Source organism: Xanthomonas sp. NCPPB 2632 (assembly GCF_041228075.2).
Lineage (GTDB): Bacteria > Pseudomonadota > Gammaproteobacteria > Xanthomonadales > Rhodanobacteraceae > Luteibacter.
The window spans coordinates 2585564-2609372 of record NZ_CM192979.1 but is presented as its reverse complement, the minus strand read 5'-3'; the positions used below and the strand labels follow the sequence as shown (position 1 = coordinate 2609372).

Annotated in this window: 6 protein-coding genes; 3 read left to right on the top strand and 3 right to left on the bottom strand. The window is 62.7% G+C overall.

What is annotated here, in order from left to right:
• Positions 1-21: 21 nt before the first annotated feature.
• Genes AB8808_RS11340 through AB8808_RS11330 form a run of 3 tightly spaced genes read right to left on the bottom strand, consistent with a single transcriptional unit; the run spans position 22 to position 4169 of the window.
• Positions 22-1809, bottom strand: coding sequence for an ATP-binding cassette domain-containing protein (locus tag AB8808_RS11340; RefSeq protein ID WP_369929423.1), 1788 nt, complete (start codon positions 1807-1809; stop codon positions 22-24).
• 23 nt (positions 1810-1832) lie between these two features.
• Entirely contained in the window at positions 1833-2534 is a 702-nt protein-coding gene (locus AB8808_RS11335) for a carboxylesterase family protein (protein ID WP_369929421.1), read from the bottom strand.
• Between the two features lie 33 nt (positions 2535-2567).
• Positions 2568-4169, bottom strand: coding sequence for an MBL fold metallo-hydrolase (locus tag AB8808_RS11330; RefSeq protein ID WP_369929419.1), 1602 nt, complete (start codon positions 4167-4169; stop codon positions 2568-2570).
• Between the two features lie 790 nt (positions 4170-4959).
• On the opposite strand from AB8808_RS11330, the gene AB8808_RS11325 reads away from it, so the two are divergent.
• The 3 genes from AB8808_RS11325 to AB8808_RS11315 are packed head-to-tail and all read left to right on the top strand — an operon-like array spanning position 4960 to position 23754.
• On the top strand, positions 4960-17943 hold the full coding sequence (locus AB8808_RS11325) for a non-ribosomal peptide synthetase (RefSeq protein WP_369929417.1): 12984 nt from the start codon (positions 4960-4962) through the stop codon (positions 17941-17943).
• Positions 17940-22865 (top strand): non-ribosomal peptide synthetase, encoded by a 4926-nt coding sequence (locus tag AB8808_RS11320; protein ID WP_369929415.1) that lies wholly within the window; start codon positions 17940-17942, stop codon positions 22863-22865. The genes AB8808_RS11325 and AB8808_RS11320 overlap by 4 nt, the downstream gene beginning before the upstream one ends.
• The gene (locus tag AB8808_RS11315; RefSeq protein WP_369929413.1) at positions 22858-23754 is read left to right on the top strand and encodes a glycosyltransferase family 2 protein; all 897 of its coding nucleotides are present in this window, start codon (positions 22858-22860) and stop codon (positions 23752-23754) included. The genes AB8808_RS11320 and AB8808_RS11315 overlap by 8 nt, the downstream gene beginning before the upstream one ends.
• Positions 23755-23809 lie beyond the last annotated feature (55 nt).

Here is a 23809-nt window from a genome sequence, read left to right as displayed (position 1 = left end):
ACTTCCAGCCGGGCGTCCGGGTCAACCATCCAGCGATGTCGCGTATTCGCTTTCGCTCTTGACGCTTCGTGGGGCGTTCTGCGCCCTCCACATGTCCGCATAGATGCCGGAGCGGGCGAGGAGATCCTCGTGCGAGCCCTGTTCGGCGACCGTCCCTGCATCCATGACCACGATGTGGTCCGCAGCGACGATGGTGGACAGCCGGTGCGCGATGATGATCGTCGTGACGCCCTTGGAGGCGCTGTCGATGTTCGCCTGGATCAGCCGCTCCGTCCGCGTATCGAGCGATGCCGTGGCTTCGTCGAAAATGAAGCACTTGGGGCGTTTGAGGATGGCGCGGGCAATGGCGACCCGCTGTCGTTCGCCTCCCGAAAGACGAAGCCCCCGTTCGCCAACCAGCGCATCCCACCCTTGCGGAAGGGCAGCGAGGAGCGGATCCAGCCCGGCCAGGCGGGCTGCTGCCGCCAGTTCGGCGTCGGTGGCACCCGGCCTGGCGATGGCGATGTTGAACCGCAATGTGTCGTTGAACAACGCCGTATCCTGCGGAACGATGGCGATCGCGCTTCTGAAGCTGGCACGGTCGAACCCGGCGACGCTCATGCCGTTGACATCGATCGAGCCGGAAGCCGGCGCATACAGGCCGAAGATCAGCCTGCTCAAGGTCGTCTTGCCTGAACCACTCGCGCCGACGATGGCCAAGGTCCCTCCGCTCGGCACATGCACGTCGATATTTTGGAGGATCGGGCGGTCTTCACGGTAGGAGAACGAGAGATTGCGGATGGATAGCTGGAATCCATCGTCTTCCGCGAGGTGCGTCTCGCCGCCCGTGCCTTCCCTCGGTTCGTCGATGATGGGCGCCAGCCTGCTTATGTTGACCAGGGCATGCGCTATATCCTGCATGGTCGCGCCGACGGCTTCGAGTGGTGCGAAAAGCTGCGTCGCATAGAGCATCAGCATGATGAAATCGCCGGCCTTCATGGCGCCACCGGCGATCTGCCCGGCCAGCAGAATCATGATGGCAAGGAAGCAGCCGGTATAAAGCACGTTCAGGACGTGCGCATGGTTGGCTCTCACCTGATGAAATGCGATCCATCCCTTTTCCCGCAGGCCGAGGGCATCCGATATGCGTTGCGCGGTGGAGCGTTGCGCACCGAACATCCTGATCGTTTCATGGTTGACCAGCGCGTCGGTCAGCGCGCCGGCGGCTGCTGCATCGCTATGGATGGCGGTAGCCTGCACGGCGCCCTGGGCCATGAGTCCCCGCCTGAAAATAAAGGTATATGCGATACAGAAAACGCCCATGATCACCAGGATTCCGGGCTGGTGAAACGTAAGCAGAACGCCGCCGACAGCGACCACGTTCAACAGGAGCGGAAGCAGACCGAAAAAGATCGTGGACTGGGCGGCCAGCGCGCCAGCGATACCTTCGTTGACATGGCTCATCAAGCCGCCGATGTCGCGTTGCGCGTGATACTCGTGCGATACGTGGAGAAGGTGGTCGTAAACCAGCTCGGAAATCCGGGTGCGGCATCGTTCCGAATAGCGCTGGAACCAGAGGGCCGACATATTGCGGAAGATACGGCTCACGCCAAGGCTGACGGCGAAAATGGCGACGCCGGTGAGTGCCTTGGTGTAACTCGCTGACGAGGCCGCATTAAGCGTGGATCTCAACGCCAGGGGGCCTAGGGTTTGCACCAGGACGACCGCAATGGACAACACGGTCGATGCCACCAGCCAGCGAACCTGGGATCGCGAGAAGGTTTGGCGGAGCAGGGTGCGAAGTAATCGTAAACTCTGGGTCAACAGCATGGGCGCCTTATCCTCAATCTTCTTCACCTACGGTGGGACACCAGCCAGTCGTAAAGCTCGGGATTGGCGTATGTCTCGCTCCAGGCGTTGTGGTTTGCTTCCGGATACAAAGTGATCCTGGCATTCCCGCCTGCCTTGTTGATGGCATCGACCATGTTCTCGGTCTGCTCCGGAAGGATCAGGTCGTCCTTTTTTCCGTGAAACGCCCAGACGGGCAGGTCCTTGAAGCGTTCGGCGTCTGCCGGGCGCCACCAGCCGCATACCGGGGCGATCGCGGCAAAGCGTTCCGGATTGCTCGATCCCCATGCCCAGGTGGAAATGCCGCCGCTGCTCAAGCCGGTCAGGTACACCTGCGACGGGTCAACGGGAAAATCCTGGAGTACGAGGTCGAGCGTGGCGTTCAATACGTCCATATCGAAATAGACGTCCTTCTCGGATTGGGGGCATACCACGATGAAGGGGAACGCCGGATCCGTTTCCGCGATCATCGGGGGGCCGTGGATTTTCACCGCGTCGAGGTTCCGTCCTCCCTCTCCCATGCCGTGCAGAAAGACCAGGAGAGGCCACGACTCGCGCGTACCCACCTGGGCCGGCACATGGACAAGGAACCGGCATTCGATTTTCTTCTCGATGGTCGCATCGATCTGGCGGTGATGTTGTCCCGTGCTGAAAGGTTCCGTCGTCGCGCGCGATATCAGGCGACCTTGCCAGGCTGCGTCGTTCATGTGTTCTCCTGCCGTGTCAGTAGCCGGCGTGATTCAGAATTCCACGGAATGACTCATGTAGAGATTCTCGGCGTGCAATCCCCGCCCGGTGCACAGCTCCAGGAACGACGCCACCTCTTTCAGCTGAATGCTGTCGGGCGTGTACTGCAACCCCATGATGTACTTGAGCCATGGCTCCTGGCCCATTGCGTAGACGTATACCCGGCCGACGTCGAACTCGTCCACGACCTTGAGCGACCGTTTGCTGTCCAGGCCCGACAGGCGGCGGGATTCGTCGTCGCGACGTGTTATCGATTTGGTGAGTAGCGGGCCGTACAGCCAGGTCAGTGGAGCACCGTGGCATTCCATCCCGATAAACAGGGCATCGATTCTCCGGCCCATCCTGCGGGCAATGCGGGCGAACAGCCTGGGGTCCCAACCATCCGAATCGACGAGGAAGCCAAACGCCTTGCCCTCGAGCTCCACATGGACCCCGTGACGGCTATAGATATCCAGATCGACATGTTCACCAGGGAACGGAAGGCTGGTTATCCGGCCCCCGTTTATCTCCACCGCGTCGAAAGCGTTCATCACGCGGACGTTGGCGATGCCAAGCGCATTGAGCATGAGCCGGACTGACGGATCGGTAATGCTGCCGCTATTGTTGGCCGGCACCAGGAAAAGGCCGACCCTGTGACGGAGCTGAAGCAACATCTCCGGCGCACAGTGATCCTGGTGGTTATGGGAAATGACGACGTAATCGATATGCTCCGGCAGGTCGTTGTATGTATACCTGCCATCGTCGTCGCCATCGTTCCACGCGAACATGGGATCAATCAGCACGCTGGTGTGCTTCGATTCGAGAAGCACGCAGCCATGGCCGAAGTAACGCATCCTCGCGCCTTCACCATCGAATGGTCGATTCTCCCGCCCTGGTCCCGCGGTGGTCAGGAAGGTGTCCAGGAGTTCAAGGTGCGATTCGGGGATGTCGAGCGCCTTGACCACCTCCGCATAGGGCTTGCCATGCGTGCGCAGTGCGGAAAGCAGGTCTATCCTGGGGTCGTCGAACCGCATGTCGAGCACAAGGTCCGTAGGCCTCGGCACCAGCGGCGTGCTCATGAAGAAGAATCGCTCATCCTCGTGGGCATGAGACAAGACGACCTGGTAGTTGTCGTTGTAAACGGGATCTGCGTAGAGCAGCTCCTCGATGACGCGAAGCTTCGGCTGGCTGTTGATGTCGTAAAAAAATTCCACGAGACCGCCGAGCGAATCGGGTACGTTGGCATGGAAGTCGTTCAGCGAGTGACCGCGCGCATTCGCGAGGAGATGCTCATCCAGTTTCTTCCAGTCCCTGGCCAGGTTGATGAGCGGGGCGCATGCGGTCAACGTGTGCTCCAGTAATGCTTCCACCGCAGGAACGTCATCGGTGCCGAGTTCGACGAACGGGCCGCCATAAAGCGAGCTGTCACGCATGGCTGCGATATGCGTGTCAGGGTTGCGAACGAAGGATCGCATCAATGGAACGTGGCGGAATGCAATGTTCATCGCCCGCTGAAGAGGCGATACGAGATGTGTCCACGCGTACCAGCCGTTGACGACGGGATTCAGCTTGGTGCCGCGCTTGAGATAGACGAGATCGTCCGCGTTTCCCTTCATATCCTTGGTTTCCCCGTGTACTTTCTCGAGGCACGGTGGCGAGGGGAGGACGTCTAGCTGATCCGACCCTGGACCGCGCAAGCAACATCACGAAACAAGAAGCAGTGGCGAATGAGACTGCCTGAAAGATCGATGGCGATTCGCAAGGCTGCGGATGGCAACTTGAGCTTGCGTGACTTTCCTAGTCTGCCTGCACTATTCGTCGATGGCAACATGTCTGATTGCGATACGCGACGTAAATCATGTAACGACTGCTCGATCGTTCGATGTGAATATTTTCTTTCACCTCCGACATCGTAATCTTCACAATCGGAACATCGATGCAGTGGTTGACACGATTAGTTGATGGTGGCAGTTTTGCATGGGCCATGGGATGGCGTGTTGGCGTCGAGGGGATTGATATGCGTGACGCCCTTGCGTTCGGTAGTTCTCAAGAAATTACTTGCGAGGCCCATCGTTACCTGCTTACTCACGGTAGCCCCTGTCGTAGCGACAGGTGGCGACGTTACGAATGGTCTCGTCTTCGCCCAGGCAAACGGCACCGGTGGTTATGGATGAACATTTCGTTACACGGATTCAAGTGCTCCAGTTGCTGACGGTCGGCACGTTACCCTGCCTGCACTAGTCGGTTTCTCCTGAAAAACGAATCGGATGCGCATAAGGCCCGGCTTGTCGGGTGACGGTGCGCGCCCGGATGTTCGGTACGCCGTCACGCGACGGAGCCGGTCCTGGGGAATGGTCACGGCGCCCGTGTTGTATTGCCCGGTCCCGGTGCCAAGGAAAAATGGCCGTGAGTTCATTCGAGACGTTGACAATGAAGGTCGAGGAACTGCTGGAGATCCTTGGTCGCGAATCGATCCACCTTCATGCGGAAGGTGACGAGTTGGTCGTGCGCGGTCGTGGTGCCGCGCTGACCGATGACCTGGTGAAAATGATTCGCTCTTGCAAGGACGGCATCCTCGACCACTTGCGTGCTCGCGACGCGGCTGCCCGCCTCGACGGCGTTTTGCCGGAACGAACATCTTCCTTACGGGAGGATGACGATTGTCTTGCGGAGGTTTCCCGAGTTTTTGGCGGCCTGAAAAACATCGAGGACGCCTATCCGCTGGCTCCATTGCAGGAGGGCATTTTTTTTCATCACCTGCTCAACGAACAGGGTGATGTCTACCTGCTTCCCGCCGTGCTGTCCTTCGACGACAGGCCGCGTCTGGATCGTTTCGTCGCCGCGCTACAGGCGGTCATCGACAGGAATGACGTCCTGCGCACATCAATCGCATGGGAGGGCCTGAACGAGCCCCTTCAGGTCGTTTGGCGACATGCCCCTCTGTTGATCGGGGAGATCGATCTCCCTGCAAATGACGATGCCTTGTCCGCGTTGCGCGAGCGATTCCATCCATCCCGCTTTCGCATGGATATCCGGAAAGCACCTATGCTCCGGGCGTTCGTGGGACGCGACAACCAACGTGGCCAGTGGCTGCTTACGCTGATCGTCCACCATCTGGTGATTGATCACACGGCCATGCAGGCGATGATGAATGAGATCCGGGCCTTCTATGTCGGCAACGCTGACGGGCTTCTCCCGCCAGCACCGTATGGCGATTTTGTCCGGTCCGCGCGACGCTCGGTGGACAGCGACGCGCGCGACGCATTCTTCTCGCGTATGCTAGGCGATATCGAAGAGACCACGGCGGCTTTCGGACGCGCTGAAGTTCATGGTGACGGCACCGGCGTGCGGGAAGCGGGTTATGTCTTCGATCTGGCGCTGAGCAAGGACATACGGCGGTGTGCCGGTGAGATGGGCGCCAGTGCGGCGAGTCTCTTTCACCTTGCCTGGGCTCGTGTCCTGTCGTCCATTTCCGGTCGCGCCGATGTGGTGTTCGGTACCGTCCTCTTCGGGCGGATGCACGGGCGCGAAGCATCGCAGCGTGCCCTGGGCATGTTCATCAACACGCTCCCGCTTCGCGTTACCGTGCGCGACATGCCGGTGCGCGAAGCACTTGGCGAAACCCACCGCCTCCTGGCGGAATTGCTTCGTTTCGAGAACAGCTCCCTTTCTTCCGCCCAGCGCTGTAGTGGCGCGGCCCCGTCGACACCTCTGTTTGCGACGCTGTTCAATTACCGGCATGCGGGGCATGCCCGGGACGACGGTGACAACGGAGGCATGGACGGCATACATACGCTGTTTTTTGAGGAAAGAACGAATTATCCACTCATGTTGTCGGTGAACGACTCGGGCGAGGGCTTCTCTCTCACCGTGCAGGTCGTGCCGGGTATCGAGCCCGACCACATCCTTGAACTGGTCAGGACGACGATCGTCAAACTGGTCGATGCGCTCCTTCATGCGCCCGCGACCCCCATCGGCCATATATCGGTGCTATCGGTGCGGCAGCTCCGAGAGCTCCAGGCCTTCGCGGGGGAGGCCCCAACGTCGCCGGTCGAGCGTTTTACCCTGCAGGCACTCATCGACGAGCAGGTCGACCGTACCCCGTCGGCGATTGCGTTGCGGCACCGCGACGAGGCGATAACGTATGCAGACCTGCGTTCGTGGAGCAGGCGGCTGGCAAGGACGCTATCGATCGAAGGTGTCACGTCCGGTGCGATTGTCGGTCTGGCGATGGAGCGGGGCATCGACCTGGTGGTGGGCATGTTCGCGGTACTTCGCGCAGGTGCCGCATTCGTCTCACTCGATCCAGCGTATCCCAGTGAACGCATCGCGTGGATGATAGGCGACGCCAGACCCCAGCTGGTTCTCACGCACGCCGCGGCCGCGATGCGCTTTGATCCGGACGTGCGTGTCCTGGCCATTGAATCGATCGGCAGCCCACTCCCGGGGCCCGTCGAGGGCGATGGCGAGGAAGAACCGGGTACGGTGCATGTCGCTGCCAGTGACCTGGCCTACGTAATCTACACCTCGGGTTCCACGGGGCGGCCCAAGGGGACATTGATCGAACATCGCCAGGCGGTGAACCTTATACGCTGGGCTGGCATGGCGCACCCGGCCGAGGCCTTTGAGGAAACACTTTTCTCAACGTCGCTGAACTTCGACCTGGCGATCTACGAGTGTTTCGTTCCGCTGTCGGTCGGCGGATGCGTGCGTATCGTGGACGATATCCTTGCGCTGACCGCTGCCCGGTATCCCCTGACTCTCATCAACACGGTGCCATCGGCGATATCGGCGTTGCTGGATGCGGATGCCGTACCGCGTTCGGTGCGGTACGTGAACCTGGCGGGTGAAGTGCTCCGTCGCGATGTCGTCGAGCGGTTGTTCGCGGAAACGGACGTACAATGGGTATGCAATCTCTATGGTCCATCCGAGACCACCACGTATTCGACATGGGTTCGCATGACCCGTGACGAGGGATTCGTCGCCGGCATCGGCAGGCCCATCGGCAATACACGGATCTACTTGCTCGACGAAATGGGCCAGCCCGTACCTATAGGCGCCGAGGGCGAGATGCATATCGGCGGTGCGGGCGTTGCCCGGGGTTACCTCGGCCGGCCGGTACTCACCCGCGAACGTTTCATCGCGGATTCCCTGGGTGCTAGTGGCACAAGGCTTTACCGTACGGGTGACATGGCTCGCTGGATGGATGACGGTACGCTCGAATACCTCGGGCGTAGGGACGACCAGCTGAAGATCCATGGGCACCGGATCGAGCCCGGGGAAGTCGAGGCCCAACTGGCGTCGGCGGAAGGCGTGGGCGAGGTCGTGGTCGTGGGGCGAGATGATGGCGCCGGACGTCGCCTGGTCGCTTATGTCGTGGCGTCGGCTGGCCAGCTAGTTCGCGAGGAGGCATTGCGCGACCTTGCGAAACGCGCGTTGCCCGACTACCTGCGCCCGGCTTCCTACGTGTTCCTGGATCGCCTGCCCATGACGCCCAACGGCAAGGTCGATCGCATGGCATTACCTATGCCGGCGTCCGCGGCGCCTCGAAAGAGCGAGCCGCCGGAGGGTCATACCGAACGGGTTCTCGCGGAAATCTGGAAAGAACTGCTTCCTGTCGATGATGTGGGCAGGCATGATGATTTCTTCGAACTCGGTGGCCATTCATTGCTGGCCGTCAGGTTGATGGCACGTGTCCGCCAGCGGCTTCGACGGGAGGTTCCCCTCTCGCTCCTGTTCGAGCGGCGCATCCTGGCCGATTGCGGCGCCTGGCTGGATGCCATGCCCGACATGGGCGACGCCCCTATCGTGAAGGGAAGGCGCGAGGGGGCCTTGCCGTTATCGCTGCCGCAGCAGCGGCTGTGGTTCCTCAATCGCCTCGATGAGGCGAGCGACGCCTACACGATGTCCGGTGCCCTCAGGTTGCATGGCTCGCTGGATCGTTCGGCGATGAAGCAGGCCCTCGACCGTATCGTGGCTCGGCACGAGGTCCTTCGCACCACGTTTCGAGACGTCGACGGCCATCCATCGCAGTTCATCCTGCCTGCCACGGCAGGCTTCGAACTGCATTTCCACGACTTGGAGGGGCATCCGGACGGCGATGAAAAAGCGCGCGAGCTGATCCATACCATGGCAGCGAGTCCGTTCGACCTTCGCGAAGGCCCGCTGGTCGGGGGGTTACTAATTCGTGCAGCCGCCGATGAACATCTCCTTTTCGTGCATATGCACCACATCGTTTCGGACGGATGGTCGGTAGGAATCTTTCTGCGTGAACTGGCGGCGATCTACGACGGTATGCGCCGTGGGTTGCCCGATGGTTTACCCGTACTTGCTATCCAGTATGCGGACTACGCGATATGGCAGGACCAGCGCAAGGAGAGCCAGGCCTGGCGCGATCAGGTCGACTACTGGCGATCGACGCTATCCCATGCACCGGCACTGCTGGAGTTGCCCACCGACAGGGTACGGCCACCGGTTCAGGATCATCGTGGCGCCACGCGCCTGGTATCCCTCGACGCTTCGCTGACCGAGGCGCTCAAGGCGTTGAGTCAGCGGAATGGAACTACCCTCTTCATGACCCTGGCGGCAGCCTGGGCTGCGCTCCTGTCCCGGCTATCGGGCCAGGACGACGTGGTGATAGGTACACCCAATGCCAATCGATCGCGCCTGGAAGTCGAGCCACTGATCGGATTCTTCGTCAATACCCAGGCTCTTCGCATCGACCTTAGTGGAAACCCCACCGTGAGCGAGTTGCTGGGCCGCGTGCGTATGCGTGCGCTGGACGCCCACGACCATGGCGACGTCACGTTCGAGCATGTGGTAGAGGCGGTGAACCCACCGCGAAGCCTGGCCTATAGCCCCATTTTCCAGGTCATGTTCACCTGGCAGAACGTGCCTTCGGCAGGCGGCAGTTTCGGTGACCTGGCCGTTGAGCCCATCGGTATCGGCAGGCCAACGGCTAAATTCGATCTCTCGTTGACGCTCGGGGAGGATGGCGGCGCGATATCCGGATTCATCGAGTATGCCTGTGCCTTGTTCGATGAATCATCCATCGCCCGTTACGAGCGCTACTTTCGCACCTTGCTTGCCGGGATGGCCGGGGATGAGGCGCGGCGCATGGATGACCTCCCGCTGCTGCCCGAATCGGAACGGGAGGGCCTTCGGGCTGGCTGGAACGATACCGATCGCTTCTATCCCGACGAAAGGCGCGTCCATCTGCGCTTCGAGGAGCATGCACGTACGCGTTCACACGATATCGCCGTCGTCCACGAAGGCGATGCGTTGTCCTATGGTGAATTGAACCGCAAGGCGAACCGGCTCGCGCACCATCTATTGTCCCTTGGGGCGGGACCCGACGTCCGTATCGCGCTATGCCTCGATCGCACGCCTGCCTTGCTGGTTTCGATGCTCGCGGTGCTGAAGGCCGGTAGCGCCTATGTTCCACTGGACCCGTCTTACCCGCCTGCTCGCCTTGATTACATGCTGAAGGACAGCAACCCGATGCTCGTGCTTGCCGACGGCCGGGGGTGGGATGTGGGCCAGAAGCTCGGCAGTACTGTACGGTTCATCGACGTGGATGCCGAAGCGGCATCATGGTCTGTGCATGCCGGGGAAAACCCGGTGCCACGGGACAACGTGCGTGATCTTGCCTATGTGATCTATACATCAGGCTCCACGGGGCAGCCGAAGGGCGTGATGATCGAGCATCGCGGCCTTTCGAACATGATCAACTGGTACACGGAGAGCTTTGGCCTCGGCCCGGACGACGCGAGCTTCGTCGTGTCGTCACATGCGTTCGATCTTACCCAGAAGAACCTGATCGCTCCGTTGAGCGTAGGCGGCCGCGTCATCCTCGGGCCTTCCGGCTTCGATCCGGATGCCATCCTGCAGCGCCTGCAGGATGGGAATGCGACCTTACTGAACATCACGCCGAGCATGTTCCACGCGCTCGTCGACGTGGGCGAGCCGTCGGCCTTTGCCTCCCTTAGGTGGGTGATCTTCGGCGGCGAGGCGACGCAGGTAAAGCGACTGCTGGAGATTCCCCATCCGCGGCCTCGTTTCGTGAACAGCTACGGCCCGGCCGAATGCACCGCGCTGGCAGCGTTCCATGTTCTCGACGACAACCTCGAAAGCTACATCGACCGCAGGGTGCCGTTGGGGAGCAGCGTACCCAATACGCGCATCCACATTCTCGACGAGCGCATGCGCCCTGTTCCGATCGGTGTTCCGGGTGAAATACACATCGGTGGCGTGCAGGTGGGGCGGGGCTACCTGGGAAAGCCCGAACTGACCGCCAGCCGATATCTCATCGATCCCTTCGATGCATCGGGTGAGGGCCGGCTCTACAAGACGGGAGACCTGGGGCGCCGGTTGGCCGACGGGACGATCGCGTACCTCGGCAGGAACGATTTCCAGGTGAAGATACGGGGTATTCGTGTCGAACTGGGCGAGATCGAATCCGCGCTTCGCAGGCATCCATACGTGGGCGAAGCGCTGGCCGTGGCGTATTCGCAGAGGCCGGATTCGACGCTACTGGTCGCTTACCTGACATCGGTGGGAAGCGCCCCGGTGCATGTGGAACTGCGATCGCACCTGATGGCGCTATTGCCCGACTACATGATCCCGGTAGCGTTCGTCGTGCTCGAACGATTCCCGCGCTCACCCAACGGAAAGATCGACAGGGCGGCATTGCCTGCACCGGAGCTTCGGTCGCCGGATGTGACGGAACGTGCGCCTTCAGGATCGATGGAAGAAGACATCGCCGCGATCTGGCGCGAGCTTCTCGGTCGTGAGGATATCGGCAGGGACGATAACTTTTTCGATCTTGGCGGCCATTCGCTGCTCGCGATCCGGTTGCTTTCACGCATCAGGCGGACGCTTGGCCGGACCCTGAGCGTGCGTGACCTGTTCGAACATCCTACGGTCCGCTCCATGGCCACCTGTGCCGACGGGGCAAGCGGGGAGGCAGATCTTTCGATATCGCATGCCGATCGTGGCGCGCCCTTGCCGCTGTCGCTTGCCCAACAGCGGCTCTGGTTCATGAATCGCATGGATGGTGCCGGAGAGGCCTACCATATCTCCAGCGCGGTGCGGCTCCACGGCGTGCTCGACGCCGAGGCGATGGTAATGGCGCTCGATGCGTTGGTGGAAAGGCATGAAATCCTGCGTACCCGCTTTCCTTACGCGGGCAATGCCGCGGTCCAGAGCATTTCCGCACCTTCCGCGTTCGCGCTGACGAGGCTGGATCTGGCCGACCTTCCCGCCAGGCAACGCGAGGAAGAGGTCGAGCGGCAGGTGGCGATGGAGGCGAGATCCGCGTTCTCGCTGGAGACGGGGCCATTGATCCGGGGCCGGCTACTGAAACTGGCCACGAATGAGCACCTGCTCCTGCTGACCATGCATCACATCGTGTCGGACGGATGGTCGATGGGTATCCTCGTCCAGGAGATCGGCGAAGCATACGCCGCCATCCGGGAAGGGCGCGAATACGTCACTACCGCATTACCCATCCAGTATGCCGACTATGCCCAGTGGCAGCGTCGTCGCCTTGAAGGCGCCGGGATGGCGCGACAGCTCGCCTGGTGGAAAAAGCATCTCGACGACGCTCCGGCGTTGTTGCCGCTGCCGACCGATCGTCCCCGCCCCGGCGTCCAGTCGTATCGCGGTAGCGGCGTGGGCTTCCGGCTGGATGCGGCTACGACCACTGCGCTGCATGCGCTGGCCAGAAGCCATGGCGCGACCTTGCACATGGTCCTGCACGCGGCCTATGCGGTATTGCTGTGGCGCCTGTCGGGCGAACGGGATGTGGTGATCGGATCGCCGGTCGCCAATCGCTCGCTTCCGGAGGTCGAACGATTGATCGGGTTCTTCGTGAACACGTTGGCCTTGCGCTTGCCCATGGAGCCTATGGAGCGTGTCGGGGAGCTGATCGAGCGTACCCGGGAGATGATGCTGGATGCCTACCAGCACCAGGAGGCTCCTTTCGAGCAGGTCGTCGAAGCGGTGAATCCGCCACGCAGCATGGCGCACAGCCCGCTGTTCCAGGCGAGCCTGACGCTGCAAAACCTGCCGCTGGAAGACCTCTCGCTCCCCGGCCTGACGTTGCGGCCGCAGGAGATACCGAACCGCACGGCCAAGACCGATCTTTCGTTGTACCTGCAGGAAGTCGGGGGCTGCCTGGTGGGCGGCTTCAATTACGCCACCGATCTGTTCGACGCTACCACGATCGATCGCTGGTCCAGGGCGTATTGCCGTCTTCTGGGAAGCATGGCCGATGCGCCCGGACAGTGCGTGGATTCGCTTTCGCTGCTCGACGAGGCGGAAAGGGAAAGCGTCGTGGCGTTGTTCCACGGCCCGGTGCCGGCACGTTCCGCGGACACGGCTTGCGAACTCTTCGCTGCGATGGTGCGCGAAACACCGGATGCGCCGGCCGTTTCGGATGGATCACGCGTGCTGACGTATGCACAACTGCATACGCAGGTAAATTGGCTGGCCCGTCATCTTGCCGCACAGGGCGTAGGTACGGAAACCCTCGTGGGGTTATTCCTGGATCGCGGTATCGATTTTGTCGTCGCTGCGCTGGCTGTATGGAAAGCGTACGGGGCGTTCGTACCCCTCGACCCGTCCTACCCGGCCGAGCGCTTGCGTTACATGCTCGAAGACGCAGAGCCGCCACTGGTCCTGACAAGTTCACGTTGGGAGGAAAGCCTGCCGTCGAGCCATGCGCGCGTTATCCGGCTCGATGAACTGGACACTGAAGCGGCTGCACCTGCACCTGCACCTGTCCATGCCGGTGCATCTGCTGGTGCGCCCGGGATGGATGCGCTGGCCTATATCATCTATACATCGGGATCGACGGGACGCCCGAAGGGCGTGATGGTGGAGCATCGTGGCCTGGCGAACCTGGTCGACGCGCAGGCCGAGGCGTTCGCGCTCACGCCGTCGAGCCGTGTGCTGCAGTTCGCCTCGCCGGGTTTCGATGCGTCGATTTCGGAGATCCTGGTGACGTTGTGCTCCGGTGCGCGGCTGGAACTGGCCTCGCGCGAGTCGATGATGCCTGGCGCGGCACTGGCCGCGACCTTGCGCGAGCGTGACGTCAGCCACGTGACGCTGCCGCCGGCCGCACTGAGGCATCTGCCGCTGGAGGCGGGCGAAGGGCTACGCACGCTGGTGGTGGCGGGCGAGGCATGCCCTCCATCGCTGGCCCGTGCGTGGTCGCAGGGGCGCCGGCTGGTGAACGCGTATGGCCCCACGGAGGGCACGGTGTGCGCGAGCATGCACATCTGCGAGGGCGGTGCATCGATGCCATGGCTGCCGATTGGCCGCCCGATGGACCATGTCTCGATCTACCTGCTGGATGAGCGGGGCGAACCGGTGCCGGTGGGCGTAGTGGGAGAGATGTGGATCGGCGGGGTCGGCGTGGCGCGGGGTTACCTGAATCTTCCCGGGCAGACCCTGGAGCGGTTCGTACCGGACCGGTTCTCCGCGCAGCCACAGGCGCGGATGTACCGCACAGGCGACCTGGCGCGGCATCTGCCGGACGGCCAGCTGGTGTATGTGGGGCGCAACGACGAACAGGTGAAGATCCGCGGCTTCCGGATCGAGCCGGGCGAGATCGAGGAACGGCTGTGCGCGCATCCGTCGGTTGAGGCGGCGGCGGTCGTGGCGGACGGGGAGGGCGAGCGACTGGTCGCGTACGTGGTGACGGGGCACGCCGGGGAGGATGGCCTGGCGTCGCGGCTCAGGACGTTCCTTGCCGAGTCGCTGCCGGATTACATGCTGCCCGCCGCCTTCGTGCCCGTGGCGTCGATGCCGCTCAATGCGAACGGCAAGCTCGATCGGCGGCGGCTTCCGGCTATCGGGCAGGAAGGCTTCGCGAGCGAGGCCTATGCCGCTCCCGAGGGGCCGATCGAAACGATGTTGGCAGACATCTGGTCGACCTTGCTGGGCGTCTCGCGTGTCAGCCGCAACGACTCGTTCTTCGCCCTCGGCGGCCATTCCCTGCTTGCCGTGCAGATGATCGAGCGCATGCGCGAAGCCGGGTGGTCGGTGACGATAAAGGACCTGTTCCAGCAGCCTACACTGGCCAGTGTCGCCGGCATGGTGACCGGGCCTGGCAACGGGAATCTCCTGGATTCCACCCCGGATAGCCTGGCGCGGCCGTCGATCGATGAGCTCACGCCGGGCCGCTTCCCGCTGATCGACGTGACCCAGGGCGATATCGATTTCATCGCGGAAAACGTCGACGGCGGGGCGTCGAACATCCAGGACATCTACGCCTTGTCGCCGTTGCAGGACGGCATCCTGTTCCACCACATGCTGAACAGGAGAGGTGACACGTACCTGCACGTGTCCCAGCTGTCCTTCGCGGAGCGAAGCCTGCTGGATCGCTTCCTCGAAGCCATGCAACGGGTGGTGGATCGTCACGATATCCTGCGCACGTCGTTCTTCTGGGAGAACGTATCCACTCCCGCGCAAGTGGTGTGCCGCGAGGCCACGCTCTCGGTGGAAGAGATGGCTTTCGATCCGGATGCGGGGCCCGTATCGAGGCAGCTTGCCGAGCGGTTCGACGCCAGTGAACATCGTATCGACCTGCGGAAGGCGCCCCTGCTCCGTTTCGTCGTCGCCGAGGATGCCGTGAACGGCCGATGGCTGCTCCTGCAACGGCTTCATCACCTTATCGGTGACCATTCCACCTCCGATGTCATGCGGCGTGAGGTGAGGGCATTCCTTGATGGACGCGGGGCAGACCTGCCCGAACCGAAACCGTTCCGACACTTGATCGCCCAGGCACGCCATGGCGTGTCCGAGCAGGATCACCGCGCCTTCTTTACACAGATGCTTTCCACGATAGACGGCCCCACGCTTCCCTTCGGGCTAGCGCAGGTACACCTGGACGGATCGTCCACCGTGGAAGCGCGGTACATGGTGCCACCCGAAGTACAGGAGCGTTTGCGTGGGCAGGCGCGCAAGATGGGTGTGAGCCTGGCAAGCCTCTGCCATTTTGCCTGGGCCATGGTCCTGGCCCGCGTCAGTGCGCGTACGCAGGTCGTCTTCGGTACGGTCCTTCTTGGCCGGTTGCAGGGAAGCATCGGCGCGGACCAGGCCATGGGATTGCATATCAATACGTTGCCATTGCGTATCGACATCGGTTCGACGGGTGTCGGAGAAAGCGTTCGCGCAACCCACGATCGCCTCGCCCGGTTGCTGGAGCATGAGCATGCGTCGCTCGCCATGGCCCAGCGTTGCAGCACGCTGGAGGCAGGCGTTCCGCTGTTCAGCTCCCTGCTGAACTACCGGCACCATGTCGTTCGCGAGGGCGTGGAGGTTCCGGCCAGCGATGACATACGCTTCCTCGGTGGCCGCGAGAGAACGAACTATCCCATCAACCTCTCCGTCGAAGACTTCGGCAACGCACTGGGCCTGACGGTTCATGTCGTGGATTCGATCGATCCCCGGCGCGTCTGCGCCTACGTGCAACAAGCGTTCGAGCGCTTGGCCGAGGCACTGGATCATGCACCCCATGCCCCTGCCGATAGCCTGGACATCTTGCCGGTGTCCGAACGCGACATGCTTCTCGGTGACTGGGCCACCCAGGCGATGGCAACGCCGACCGTCGACTGCATCCACCGGATGTTCGAGCGTGAGGTCGGTCTGCATCCTGGCGCCATCGCCTTGCACGATGGCTTGCGCGGCATGACCTATGCGGAACTCAACCTGCGGGCGAACCGCCTGGCGCACGCCTTGCTCGAGCGCGGGGCAGGTCCGGACACCCTGGTCGCCGTATGCATGGAGCGCTCGATCGGCCTGATGGTGGCTTGCCTGGCGATATGGAAATCGGGTGCCGCGTATGTGCCGGTCGATCCAGCCCAGCCTGCCGGACGAATCGCCTTCATCCTGGAGGATGCGGACCCGATGCTCCTGCTGGTCGATGGCAGTGCGCCAACGATCGACGGATTTGCAGGAAGGACGCTGGACCTGGGAGATGAGGCCACGGCGGACATGCCGGAATCAAATCCTGAAACCCGCGAACTGACCCCCGATCACCTGGCCTACGTGATCTATACATCGGGATCGACGGGACGCCCGAAGGGCGTGATGGTGGAGCATCGTGGCCTGGCGAACCTGGTCGACGCGCAGGCCGAGGCGTTCGCGCTCACGCCGTCGAGCCGTGTGCTGCAGTTCGCCTCGCCGGGTTTCGATGCGTCGATTTCGGAGATCCTGGTGACGTTGTGCTCCGGTGCGCGGCTGGAACTGGCCTCGCGCGAGTCGATGATGCCTGGCGCGGCACTGGCCGCGACCTTGCGCGAGCGTGACGTCAGCCACGTGACGCTGCCGCCGGCCGCACTGAGGCATCTGCCGCTGGAGGCGGGCGAAGGGCTACGCACGCTGGTGGTGGCGGGCGAGGCATGCCCTCCATCGCTGGCCCGTGCGTGGTCGCAGGGGCGCCGGCTGGTGAACGCGTATGGCCCCACGGAGGGCACGGTGTGCGCGAGCATGCACATCTGCGAGGGCGGTGCATCGATGCCATGGCTGCCGATTGGCCGCCCGATGGACCATGTCTCGATCTACCTGCTGGATGAGCGGGGCGAACCGGTGCCGGTGGGCGTAGTGGGAGAGATGTGGATCGGCGGGGTCGGCGTGGCGCGGGGTTACCTGAATCTTCCCGGGCAGACCCTGGAGCGGTTCGTACCGGACCGGTTCTCCGCGCAGCCACAGGCGCGGATGTACCGCACAGGCGACCTGGCGCGGCATCTGCCGGACGGCCAGCTGGTGTATGTGGGGCGCAACGACGAACAGGTGAAGATCCGCGGCTTCCGGATCGAGCCGGGCGAGATCGAGGAACGGCTGTGCGCGCATCCGTCGGTTGAGGCGGCGGCGGTCGTGGCGGACGGGGAGGGCGAGCGACTGGTCGCGTACGTGGTGACGGGGCACGCCGGGGAGGATGGCCTGGCGTCGCGGCTCAGGACGTTCCTTGCCGAGTCGCTGCCGGATTACATGCTGCCCGCCGCCTTCGTGCCCGTGGCGTCGATGCCGCTCAATGCGAACGGCAAGCTCGATCGGCGGCGGCTTCCGGCTATCGGGCAGGAAGGCTTCGCGAGCGAGGCCTATGCCGCTCCCGAAGGGCCTATCGAGGCCAGACTAGCCGACCTGTGGAGCGAATTGCTCGCCGTGGACGCCGTCGGCCGCCACGATCATTTCTTCCGGCTCGGCGGGCATTCGATCCTTGCGATACGCATGCTCTCCAGGCTCGGAACCGCGCTCGGAATCACGGTCCCGCTATCGGTATTGTTCGACTATCCCGTACTGGCCGATTTCGCAGAGATGCTTCTCGTCATGGCCGTACAGGAACGCGAGACGCGGGGCGAGGGCCGGACTCACCTGGAATGAGCACGATGGAAACGGAAATCGAACGGATCCTGAAAAGCATGGGAGGCGCGGAGATCGCCCGGTTGCGCGCACTTGGGAAGCAGCGCGGCGTGCAGCAGCAGGACGATGCCTCATATCAACCCATACCGCGCATCGCGCGATCTGGTCATCTTCCGCCATCCTCGGCGCAGCAGCGCATGTGGTTTCTTGCGCAGATGGATGGTGTAAGTGCTTCGTATCACGTTCCGTGGTTGCTGCGGATACGCGGTGATTTCGACAGGGCCGCATGGCAGGCCGCCCTCGATGGCCTGTGGGCGCGGCATGAGGCGCTTCGTTCCATCTTCGTTCCCGAGGACGGCAAGCCGTGGGTGAAGATCCTGCCCGGCTCCATGGGCATTCCCATGGAGCATGTGGACCTCCGTGGATCGAACGACGTGGAGGGCGTGCTACGCGCAGGCTGCGATGAACTCATACGCCGCCCTTTTGACCTCGGCTCTGGCCCCCTGGTGCGCGCGGGACTCTATACGATCGACGAACGGGACGTGGTGTTTTTGCTTGTCAAACACCACATCGTGTCAGACGGTTGGTCGTTCGGCGTCATGCTCAAGGAGCTGCGTTCCTTGTACGTAGCCTGCTGTACGAAGCGGGTACCCGAGCTTCCCGCACTTCCGGTGCAATACCCCGACTATGCCGCGTGGCAGCGGCAACGCCTGGGTGACGTTCGTCTCGTACGCCAGGCCGATTACTGGAGGTCTGTTCTGCGGGACGCTCCGGAGCGCCTGGATCTGCCCACGGACCGCCCGCGCTCGCCCAGGCCGTCTTTCGAGGGAGCCGTGCTGCCCGTGGCGCTGGATGCCGGAACCAGCCGCGATATCCGTCGTCTCGCACAGGCCCATGGCGCGTCGCCTTTCATGACGGTTCTTGCCGCCTGGGCGGTCGTGCTTTCCCGCTTATCGGGACAAAACGATCTCGTGATCGGCACGCCGAGCGCGAACCGGTCGCATCCCGAGATAGCCCGGCTTATCGGGTATTTCGTCAATACGCTTGCCTTACGCGTCGACCTGAGCGGATCGCCACGATTCTCCGAACTCCTTGCCCGCGTACGGCGGACCACGCTCGATGCGCAGATGCATCAGGATCTGCCCTTCGAGCGCGTGGTGGAGCTTGTTCATCCGATGAGGCAAAGGGACCATTCGCCACTGTTCCAGGTCATATGTACCTGGCAGGATGGCGAAGGCGGCGAGTGGGACCTGCCGGGGCTGGACGTCGCCCCGCTGCGCGCTCCGTACGACAAGATCAAGTTCGACCTCAACCTGACACTCGGCGAAGTCGACGGTTGCCTTGTCGGCGGCTTGTCCTATTCGACTTCACTGTTCGACGAACCCTCGATACGCCGCCACATCGGATATCTCAAGGCGGTACTGGGGGCGATCTCCACGGGAGGCGATCCGTGCGTCGACGGTATCCCGCTGATCGATGACGACGAGAGGCGAATCGTCGAGGCCTGGAATGACACCGCGGCGGCGTTGCCGGCGGCAGGTGGGATTCACGAGCGATTCCATGCGGTGGTGGCGGCTCAACCCGAACTTGCCGCCATCGTCTGCGGGAGCAGGCGGCTCACGTATCGCCAACTCGATGCGCTGGCCCGGCGAATCTCCCTGCGCCTCGGAGACGCGGGGGTCGGCGTCGGCGACCGCGTAGCGACCCTGCTCGAGCGATCGGTCGAACTCGTGGCCGTTCAATTGGCCGTTCTCGAAAGGGGAGCTGCCTATGTACCCCTTGATCCGGAGGCACCGGCATCGCGCACCCTCTGGATGGTGGGTGACAGCGCGGCGACCGTCGTCGTCACACGTGACCGGCCGGGCATGGAGTGGGGGATTCCCGTCGTCGACGTGGACGCGATGGATGACGTCGACGAAGTGCGTGGGTCGCCGGTGGCCTGGATGACCGGTAGCGAACTGGCCTACGTCATGTATACGTCCGGATCCACGGGACTACCCAAGGGCGTCATGATCGAGCATCGCTCGGTGCTCAATCTTGCCCTGCATTCCGATTATGCCCCGGTGTCGGCCGGCGACGTGGTCGCCTGCGCCGCGAACCCCGCTTTCGACGCAAGTACGTTTGAAGTATGGGGCACCCTCCTGCGCGGCGGCACCCTGGCCATCCTGGATCGCGATACCGTGCTGGAGCCGGACAGGCTCGCCGAAGCGATCACCACCCAGGACATTTCAGTGATGTTCCTGACGACCTCGCTGTTCAACCGGTATGTGGAGCGTATCGGGAAAACCTTGTCATCGATGCGTTACCTCGTCTGTGGTGGAGAGGAGGGCAGCCGCAGGGCATTCGATACCTTGCTTTCCTTTGAAGGGCGTGTTCGCCTGGTCAATGGCTATGGGCCGACGGAATGCACCACGTTCGCGACGACGCACGAAGTGACTCGGCCCCTGCCTGAATCGGCCCAGCCCATCGGACGCCCACTGCCCAATGTTCGCATCCACCTGCTCGACGCATCCGGCGCGTCGGTACCCATCGGCGCGCCGGGGGAGATCTGCATCGCGGGACTGGGGGTAGCCCGGGGATACCTGCATCGCCACGGTTCGGACCGTGAAGTGTTCGCCAGCGAGGTGTCATCGCGCGAGCCCGCGGCCCGGATGTACCGGACCGGAGATCTCGCCAGGTATCTTCCGGACGGCAACCTGGTGTTCCTCGGACGCGGGGATGACCAGGTGAAGATACGCGGGTTTCGTGTCGAGCCGACGGAAGTGGCCCGCATCCTTCTGCTTCATCCCGCCGTGGCCGAGGCCGCCGTGATCGCGACGGGAATCCATGATAAGCGCCTGACGGCCTATTTCAGCGGCCAGACCGTCTCCCCGATGGATCTGCGCGCCCATCTGCTGGGCCATGTTCCCGATTACATGGTGCCGGCGGCTTTCGTACATGTTCCCGGGTTGCCGCTCACGGCCGTCGGCAAGATCGACCGCGCCAGGCTCCCGGAGCCCGATCCCGATGCATTTGCCCAGTCGACGTTCGAGGCGCCTCGGGGGCACGAAGAACGCCTTGTCGCACAGTTGTGGTCCGAGTTGCTGGGAGGTGTGCGGGTGGGACGGCAGGATTCGTTCTTCGCCCTGGGGGGGCATTCACTACTCGCGACCGAATGGGTCGAACGGGCGCGGCAGGCGGGTTTGCCCTGTTCGCTCAACGACTTGTTCGAATGCCCGACATTGATGGATCTGTCGGCAAGGCTGGCCTCGGTGGCCCTGACACAATCCGGGGCACGCATCGTACGGGTGCGCGACGAGGGCAGCGGAGAGCCGCTTTTCTTCGTACCCACCGGTATCGGCGACTACTCGTACGTTTTCCCGTTGGCCCGGGATATCCATGCCGATTGCCCGATCCGCGTGTTGTCATGGCCATCGCACACGGAATCGTTCCCGGTGAGCATCGACGAGCTTGCCCGTCGCATGGCAAGGATGATGAGGGAGTCCCAACCCCGGGGACCTTACCGGATAGCCGGTTACTCATCCGGGGGCATCCTTGCCTACGCCATTGCCCGTTCGCTCGAGGTCGAAGGGCAGGACGTGGCCTTCCTCGGCCTCGTAGACGTGCCGGCGCCGCATACCCTGCCGATGAAACATCCTTCCGCGCAGCAGATGTTCGTGTCGGAGGTCACGTACGGCGTGGCTAGCGACGCCGCCAAGGCCGCCGCTCTCGTCCAGGCGGCAGGGACGGAAACCCTCGCGGAGCTGGCTGCGATGGCGAGGCATGCCGGGTTCATCCATCCACGCCTCCCCGATGCGTTCATCGTGTCCATGTGGGAACGCATCCACCGCTATGCATGCGCGGCGAGTAGTTACGAGGCGCCGGCGGTCGATGCCATCGTCCACCATTTCCATTCCGGCGATCGCGCCGCATCCATGGCGGTATCCGATGCCTGGCGCGATATCGTCGACGTAACCCGTCTTCGGCACGTGGCGATCCCCGGCGATCACCTGAGCATGATGAACGATGCCGATAACCGATCTCACCTGGGGCGTGCCATCGATGCAGGACTTGACGCATCCAGCGCCATCGGTGCCCGTGGCAGCTTCCAGCCGCTGGTTAACCTGAGCCAGGGTACGGGTGCCGATGTGCTGTTCTGTTTTCCCGGTGCTGGAGCGGGTGTTACCAGTATGGTGTCCCTTTGCGGGGCGCTGGGTAATGCGTGGGGCGTGCAGGGTCTTCAACCACGGGGCATCGCCGAGGGCGAGGCGCCTTTCGAAAGCGTGGAAGACGCCGCGAACGAGACCGCGAAACACATCCTGGAATCGTTGCGTACCGGTATGCGGGGCCGACGCATTCATCTGCTCGGCCATTCATTCGGTGGTTGGATGGCCCTGGAGACGGCGTTGCGCCTGGAGGACGAGGGCCAGCCCATCGCGTCCCTGACGCTGGTAGACAGCGAGGCGCCGGGTGTCGCGCGCCATCCCTCGCCAGACGAGACGGCCATTCGTTCCGAGTTCGTGTCGGCCATCCGCTATACCCTGGAATGTTACTTCGAGCTGCCTTCGCCGATTCTTTGCGCGGAATCCACGGACACATTCCTCCACGAGCTTCACGGCAGGCTCGTCGACCTGGGCATGATGCCGTCGCGAAGCGAACCGGCGATGTTACGAGGGCCCCTGGCCGCCTTCACCGCAGCGATGAAGACAGCCTATATGCCACGCAGGCCATTTGCGGGCGAAGCCAGGCTTGCGCAGGTTTTTTCCCCGGATCGGGCCTTGGCGGACGACACCGCCCGCCTGGCGCGAACGGCCGCCGAATGGAAACAATGGGTACCGGCGCTCAAGGTGTGGCACGGAACCGGGCATCATTTTTCCATATTGAAGTCGCCGCATATCGATGGATTGGTGGATTGGGCGTTTCCACGCCCGCGCCAGATCCCGGGTGATCGCATCCATGCCTGACGCATCGAACGGGCAGGGGGGCGTGCAAGGCATCACGGTGGTGGTACCGACTTATAACTGCGCGCATCTCCTGGCGATGACGCTCGAGTCGCTGGCCGATCAGGCCCTGGACAAGGCGCGTTACGAAGTGATCGTCGTGGACGACGGTTCGTCCGACAACACTGTCGCGGTGGTCGACGCCTACCGGGGCAGGATCGATGTTCATTTCCGCTTCCAGGAAGATCGAGGATTCAGGGCGGCTGCGGCACGCAACCTTGGCATGAACCAGGCGAAATTCCAGGTCATCCTATTTCTCGACGCAGGCATGCTTGTATCGTCCAGGACGTTGGCACTTCATGTCGCGGCACATCGATCCCTGCTGCCGTCTGCCATCATCGGCCTATCCTATGGCGTCTTCGAATACACGACCGACCATGCCGATTTGCTCAGGAAGCTCACTACTTTTCCGGTAGACGCATCCTTGCAGCGCATGCGCTCGCATACGCGGCTGCGCGATTGCAGGGAAGGATTCATGCGACGCATTGGCTTCGACCTTTCCCGCATGTCCAATCCATGGCTCGTCTTCTGGAGCGGACATATATCGGTGTCCACAGGCACGGCGCGTTCCCTTGGCGGATTCGACGAATGGTTCGATACGTGGGGTGGCGAGGACGTCGAGTTCGGGCTTCGATGGTGGAAAGCAGGGTGGCCGATGAGCGTCTTGCCGACCATCGAGTCGGTGCATTACCCGCATGCCAAGGATGAAGCGGCGAAGCGTGCCTCGTCCCGGCGCAATCTCGCGTACATCCACGAGAAACACCGCTGTCGCGACGTCGAGCGGCTCATGTCGGAAAACTGGGAAGAGGTGGCGACGACGAACGTTACTGCGCGGCCGTCGTCGTGCGGCTGAAATTACCGAACTCCGCGGGCATGCGGGTATGCCACGGCGATCATTGGCGATTCAG